Annotated in this window: 5 protein-coding genes and 1 pseudogene; 4 read left to right on the forward strand and 2 right to left on the reverse strand. The window is 74.6% G+C overall.

Going from position 1 to position 5,574, the window contains the following annotated elements; genetic code table 11:
• Together MNZ29_RS23430 and MNZ29_RS23435 are read right to left on the reverse strand one after the other, a co-directional pair.
• The coding region (locus tag MNZ29_RS23430) for a protein-glutamate O-methyltransferase CheR (protein WP_242356993.1) at nucleotides 1–877 on the reverse strand (877 nt) is incomplete at its 3' end.
• Nucleotides 874–1,302 carry a chemotaxis protein CheW gene (locus MNZ29_RS23435; protein ID WP_242341428.1) on the reverse strand — a complete coding sequence of 143 codons (429 nt, stop codon included), beginning with the start codon at nucleotides 1,300–1,302 and terminating at the stop codon, nucleotides 874–876. The genes MNZ29_RS23430 and MNZ29_RS23435, both read right to left, overlap by 4 nt.
• A gap of 155 nt (nucleotides 1,303–1,457) precedes the next feature.
• Here MNZ29_RS23435 and MNZ29_RS23440 point away from each other — a divergent pair, with 155 nt between their 5' ends.
• The 4 genes and pseudogenes from MNZ29_RS23440 to MNZ29_RS23455 form a co-directional block, all read left to right on the forward strand.
• Complete coding sequence (locus MNZ29_RS23440; RefSeq protein WP_242341427.1) at nucleotides 1,458–3,248, forward strand: SLC13 family permease; 1,791 nt, start codon at nucleotides 1,458–1,460, stop codon at nucleotides 3,246–3,248.
• Nucleotides 3,249–3,303: 55 nt separating this feature from the next.
• Complete coding sequence (gene sppA / locus MNZ29_RS23445) at nucleotides 3,304–4,416, forward strand: signal peptide peptidase SppA (RefSeq protein WP_242341426.1); 1,113 nt, start codon at nucleotides 3,304–3,306, stop codon at nucleotides 4,414–4,416.
• A 13-nt stretch (nucleotides 4,417–4,429) separates the two neighbouring features.
• Nucleotides 4,430–4,924, forward strand: a complete 495-nt coding sequence (locus tag MNZ29_RS23450; protein ID WP_242341425.1) for an HIT domain-containing protein — start codon at nucleotides 4,430–4,432, stop codon at nucleotides 4,922–4,924.
• A gap of 5 nt (nucleotides 4,925–4,929) precedes the next feature.
• A pseudogene (locus tag MNZ29_RS23455) lies at nucleotides 4,930–5,574 on the forward strand (hypothetical protein); the annotation flags it as partial.

The raw sequence follows: 5,574 nt of genomic DNA on the forward strand, positions 1-5,574 counted from the left end.
CGGCGACCTCCGCGGGCGCCGCGCGGCGGCCCGCGGCGGGGAGGGCGGCCCGCGCGGTCGGGCGCTGGTACGCGACGCCGAACGGACCCGCGCGCACCGTGAACGGAGCGTGCGCCGCGAGCGGCGGGTCGGCGGCGCCCGTGAGCAGCCAGCCGCCCGGCGCGAGGGTCGCGAAGAGGCGCGTCGCGATCTCCGGCACGAGCGCGGGATCGAGGTAGATGAGCACGTTCCGGCACAGGACCAGGTCGAGGTCCGCGAGCCCGCGCGCCCGCGACGGGTACTCGCCGCGCGCGAGGTTCAGGGGGAAGAACCGGACCCGCGCCGCGATCTCCCGCGGGAGCACGAACCGACCGTCGATCTCCCGCAGGTGAAGGCGCGCCCGGGCGTCCGCGGCCCCGCGCAGCGACCAGAGGGAGTACTCGCCTCGCCGCGCGCGCGCGAGCGCGGACTCGTTCAGGTCGGTTCCGACGAGGTGGACGCCGTGCCGCACGCCGCGATCGTGCAGCGCGATCGCGAGCGAGTACGGCTCCTCGCCCGTCGAGCACCCCGTGCTCCACGCCCGGAACGCCTCGGGGCCGCCCGCCCTGCGGGCGAGCCCCTCCGGAACGATCACCTGCTCGATGAGCGCCCACTGCGCCGGCTCGCGGAAGAACCAGGTCTCCCCCACCGTGAGCTCCTCGATGAACGGCTCGAGCGGCCGCGAGCCGTCGACCACGCTCAGCGCGAACGCCTCGCCGTCGGGCAAGCCGGCGGCGTGCGCCTCGCGCGCGAGCGCCGCCGCGAGGAGCGTCGCCCGCACTCCGGTGAGGTCGAGGCCCGCGCGCTCCCGGACGAGGGCGCGCAGGCGATCCGACGCCGCGGGCGGGGAGGGGCTCATCGCGCCGCCGGCTCGACCCCGCGGAGCCACTCCTCGAGCGCCTGGATCACGACCGTGCCCTGCGGGAGCCGCACCAGGCCGGCGGCGAGCGGGTCGGGCGCGATCCACTCGGGGTAGGGCGAGACCGCCGCGTCCGGCACCTCGCGGATCTCGAGCACCCGCTCGACCTCGAGCGCCACGCGGCGGCCGGCGATCTCGACCACGAGCAGCTGATCCTCCGCGCGCGGGGGCCGGACCTGCGCGCCGAGCCGCGCCGCCACGTCCACCACGGGTACGAGCATGCCGTGCACGTCGAGCACGCCCCGCACGTGCGGCGGGGCGCCCGGGACCGGCGTGGGCGCGGCCATTCGGAGCACCTGCAGCGCGCAGGTCGCGGGCAGTGCGAAGGTTTGGGAGGCTGCGGTGAACAGGACGAAGGACGCCATGAGCTTATGAGCTGCCCGAGGATCCGCTGCCCGCCCGCGCGCGCGGGACGTCTCCCCCAAGGTGCGCTCGCCCGCGCCCGCCGCCCAGCCGACGGCCGCGCTCGGGGCGACCCCGGAGCGAGCGCCCGCAGGGCGGGGGAGGAGGCGGCGCGCCGATGACCCTCTCCATCGGGATCGTCCTCGCCGTCCTCGCCGTCGCCGTGGTGCTGTTCGCGCTCGAGCGCATCCCGCTCGAGGTGAGCGCCCTCACGGTCGTGGCCCTCCTCGCCGTGACCCGCGTCCTCACGCCGGAGCAGGCCTTCGCGGGGTTCGCGAACGAGACCGTCATCCTCATCTTCACGCTCCTCTCGATGACGCAGGGGCTGGTCTCGACGGGGGTCGTGCAGGCCATCGGGCAGCGCATGTCGGGCGCGGGCCGCTTCGGGCCGACGGTGTTCGTGGGCGCGATGATGGTCGTCGTGGCCGCGCTCTCGTCGCTCGTCTCGAACACCGTCACCACCGCGGCGTTCCTGCCCGTCGTCATCGGCGCGGCCGACCGGGCGAAGCTCGCGCGGAGCCGCGTGCTCATGCCGCTCGCCTACGCCTCCATGCTGGGCGGCACGATCTTCCTCATCGGCACGTCCACGAACCTCGTGGTGAGCGCCATGATGGCGAGGACGGGCCTCGGGGCCATCGGGTTCACCGAGCTCGCGCCGGTGGGCCTGCCGCTCGCGGTCGTCGGGATCGCCCTCGTGCTCCTCCTCGCGCCCTTCCTGCTGCCCGAGCGCAGCGGGGAGGAGGACGAGGCGATGCCGGCGCGCGAGTACCTCGCCGAGGTGGCGGTCGTGGCGGGCTCGCCCTTCGCGGGGAGGCGGCTCGAGGAGCTCACGCACGGGCTCGGGTTCAGGGTGCTCGCGGTCACGCGCGGCGGCGCGGCGCTCGAGGCATCCCCGGAGCTCGTCCTCGCCGAGGGCGACGCGCTCCTGCTCGAGGAGGATCGGCTCGACCTCCTGCGCGTGAAGGACCTGCGAGGCCTGGAGATGCGCGCCGAGGCGAAGGCGCGGGCGGGCGAGGGCGAGGACGTCGTGCTCATGGAGGCGGCGGTGCCGGTCGGCTCGAGCCTCGTCGGCCGCTCGCTCAAGGAGGCGTTCTTCGCCGAGCACTTCGGCCTCGTCGCGCTCGCGATCGCGCGGCGTCCCGCGATCCAGCGGCTCACCCGCGTGCAGCTCCTGCACGGGCTCTTCGGCGCGCACTCGCTGTCGACGCTGCCGCTCGCGGCGGGCGACGTGCTCCTCGTGCGCGGCCCGCGCCCGCGCGTCCGCGCGCTCGCGGACGGGACCACGCTCACGCTGCTCGGCAGCGTCGAGTACCAGCCGGTGCGCTACCGCAAGGCGCTGTTCGCCGTGGCGATCTTCGTCGCCGTCCTCGCGGTCGGCCTCCTGAAGCTCGTCCCGCTCTCGGTGGCCGGGCTGTGCGGCATGCTCCTCATGATCGCCACGCGCTGCGTGGACGCGCGCATGGCGTTCCGGGTCGACTGGCGGGTGGTGCTCCTCATCGGCGCGATGATGGCGCTCGGGACCGCCATGGAGGTGAGCGGCGCAGGGCGCTGGCTCGGCTCGCTCCTCGTCCCCCTCGCCGGCCACGTGGGCGCGCGCGGCGTGCTCGTGGCGCTCATGATCTTCACCATCGTGCTCTCCGCGCCCATGTCGAACCAGGCCGCGGCCCTGGTGCTGCTGCCGGTCGCGACCGGGGTCGCCGCGCAGCTCGGCCTCGCGCCGCGGCCGTTCGCGATCGGGATCTGCCTCGCGGCCTCGTTCTCCTTCATCACGCCGCTCGAGCCGTCCTGCGTGCTCGTGTACGGACCGGGGAGGTACCGCTTCCTGGACTTCGTGCGGATGGGCGCGCCGCTCACCGCCGCGCTCCTCGTCCTGCTCGCGATCCTCGTGCCGGTGGTCTGGAGGTTCTGATTGGGCCCGCGCGATCTGTTGCGGCGCCGCGGTCCGCATGCTTACCTGACCGACCATGAGCACGAACGACCCGAACGAGCCTCTGCCCACGACGCCGATCGGCGCCACGCCTCCGGCCACGCCGCCGGTGGGCCCGACGCAGTGGGGCGCTCCGCCCGCGCCGCCTCCGGCGTGGGGCGGCGGAGGCGGGTCCGGGTGGGGGCCGACGCCCCCCTCGATGCCGCCGCCTCCGCCTCCGCGACGCGACCGGCTGGCCATCGGGATCGTCGCCTTCATCTTCGGCGGGCTGTTCCTCGTGTTCTTCGGGTTCCTCTTCCTCGCCTACAGCGTGGTGAAGGGGGAGTCGCCGTCCATCGCCTCCGGCCCGCGCATCGCGATCATCGAGGTGAAGGGAGCGATCGCGACCGGCCCCGGCGGCGCCGACGCCGATCGCATCCTGAAGCAGCTCCGCAAGGTCGGGGAGGACGACGGGCTCAAGGCGGTGGTCGTCCGGATCGACTCGCCCGGCGGCGCGGTCGCGCCGTCGCAGGAGATCCACGACGAGGTGAAGAAGCTCGCGCAGAAGAAGACCGTGGTCTGCTCGATGGGGAACCTCGCCGCGTCCGGCGGCTTCTACGTCGCCGTCGCCTGCCCCAAGGTCGTCGCGGAGCCCGGCACGCTCACCGGCTCCATCGGCGTCATCACGCAGTTCCCCAAGGTGAAGGGGCTGCTCGACCGCTGGGACATCAAGATGGAGACGGTGAAGAGCGGCGCCCTCAAGGACGCGGGCAATCCCTTCTCCGAGATGAGCGCCGAGGAGCGCGCCTACTGGCAGTCGCTCATCGACCAGGTCTACGCCCAGTTCGTCCGCGCCGTGGCGAAGGGGCGCGGCCTCGACGAGGCGGCCGTCCGGAAGTTCGCCGACGGGCGGGTCATCACGGGCGAGCAGGCGAAGGCCCTCAAGCTCGTCGACGCGCTCGGCAACTTCTACGACGCGGTCGAGCTCGCGAAGACGGAGGCGAAGCTCTCCGGCGAACCGCACCTCGTGTACCCGGCGGACGAGCGGGGCGCGTTCCTCGAGCAGCTCGTGGGCAGCGCGGCTGGAGCCGCCGCGGACGCGGTCGCCGCGCGCATCCAGAAGGGCGCCTCCGCCGCGCAGGAGCCCGGGGTCTACTTCCTCGCGCGCTGATCTCGAGGCCGACATGGAACAGCCGCTCTGGGCGCCCTGGCGGATGGAGTTCATCCGCGCCGAGAAGCCGACGGGCTGCATCTTCTGCGACTTCCCCGCTGCGCCCGAGTCGCGCGACCGCGAGAACCTCCTCGTCCACCGGAGCGCGCACGCGTTCACCTGCCTCAACCGCTTCCCCTACAACTCGGGTCACGTGATGGTGATCCCCCGCGCCCACGTCGCCGACCTCGGCGCCCTGGAGCGGGATGGGTGGGCGGACCTGCAGGACGAGCTGCGCCGCGCCGTCGAGGTCGTGCGCGCGGTGTACCGCCCGGACGGGATGAACGTGGGGATGAACCTCGGCCGCTCCGCCGGCGCGGGCATCGCCGATCACCTGCACTGGCACGTGGTCCCGCGCTGGACGGGGGACAACAACTTCATGCCCGTGCTCGCGGACCAGCGCGTCGTGGTCGAGGCGCTCGACGCCGCGTGGGAACGGCTCCACGCCGGCTTCGCCGGCGTCCGCTAGGACCCGTGACCGACGCCTGGGTCGCCCTCGCCGCGGTGTCCTTCGCGGCGGCCGCCGTGCTCCTGTGGGACCGGCTGCGCCGTCGCCGAGACGAGGCCCAGGCCTACCTGAAGGGCGTCCGCTCGGTGATCTCCGGCGACCCGGACGCCGCGATCGAGGCGCTCTCCGACGCCGCCCGGCTCGGCAGCCCGGAGGCCGTCGAGACCTACCTCGCGCTCGGCCAGCTCTTCCGGCGCACCGGCGATCTCTCGCGGGCGGTCCGCCTCCACCGGAACATGCTGCTCGGGCCGGCGCTCGATCCCGCCCGCCGCGCGGAGGTCGAGCGCGAGCTCGCCGAGGATTACCGGCGGAGCGGGATGCTCGCCGAGGCCGTGGAGATCTACCGCAAGCTCGGTCCGGCGGATCGCACGGCGTGGGAGGGGCTCCGCGACGTGCTCGTGGACGCCGGGGATCTGCCCGGCGCGATCTCGGCCCAGCGCGCGCTCGCGATCGAGGGCGCCGATCCCGTGCTCGCGCACCTCCTCGCCGCCGCCGCCCGCGAGGCGTTCGCCCGCGCGCCGGCCGAGGCGACCGCGCTCGCCGCGGAGGCGCTCCGCGCCGACGGGGAGAGCGCGGACGCGCACCTCGCCGCGGCCGAGCTCGCCGGCGCC

This window comes from Anaeromyxobacter sp. SG64 (assembly GCF_022690745.1).
Taxonomy (GTDB): Bacteria; Myxococcota; Myxococcia; order Myxococcales; family Anaeromyxobacteraceae; genus Anaeromyxobacter; species Anaeromyxobacter soli.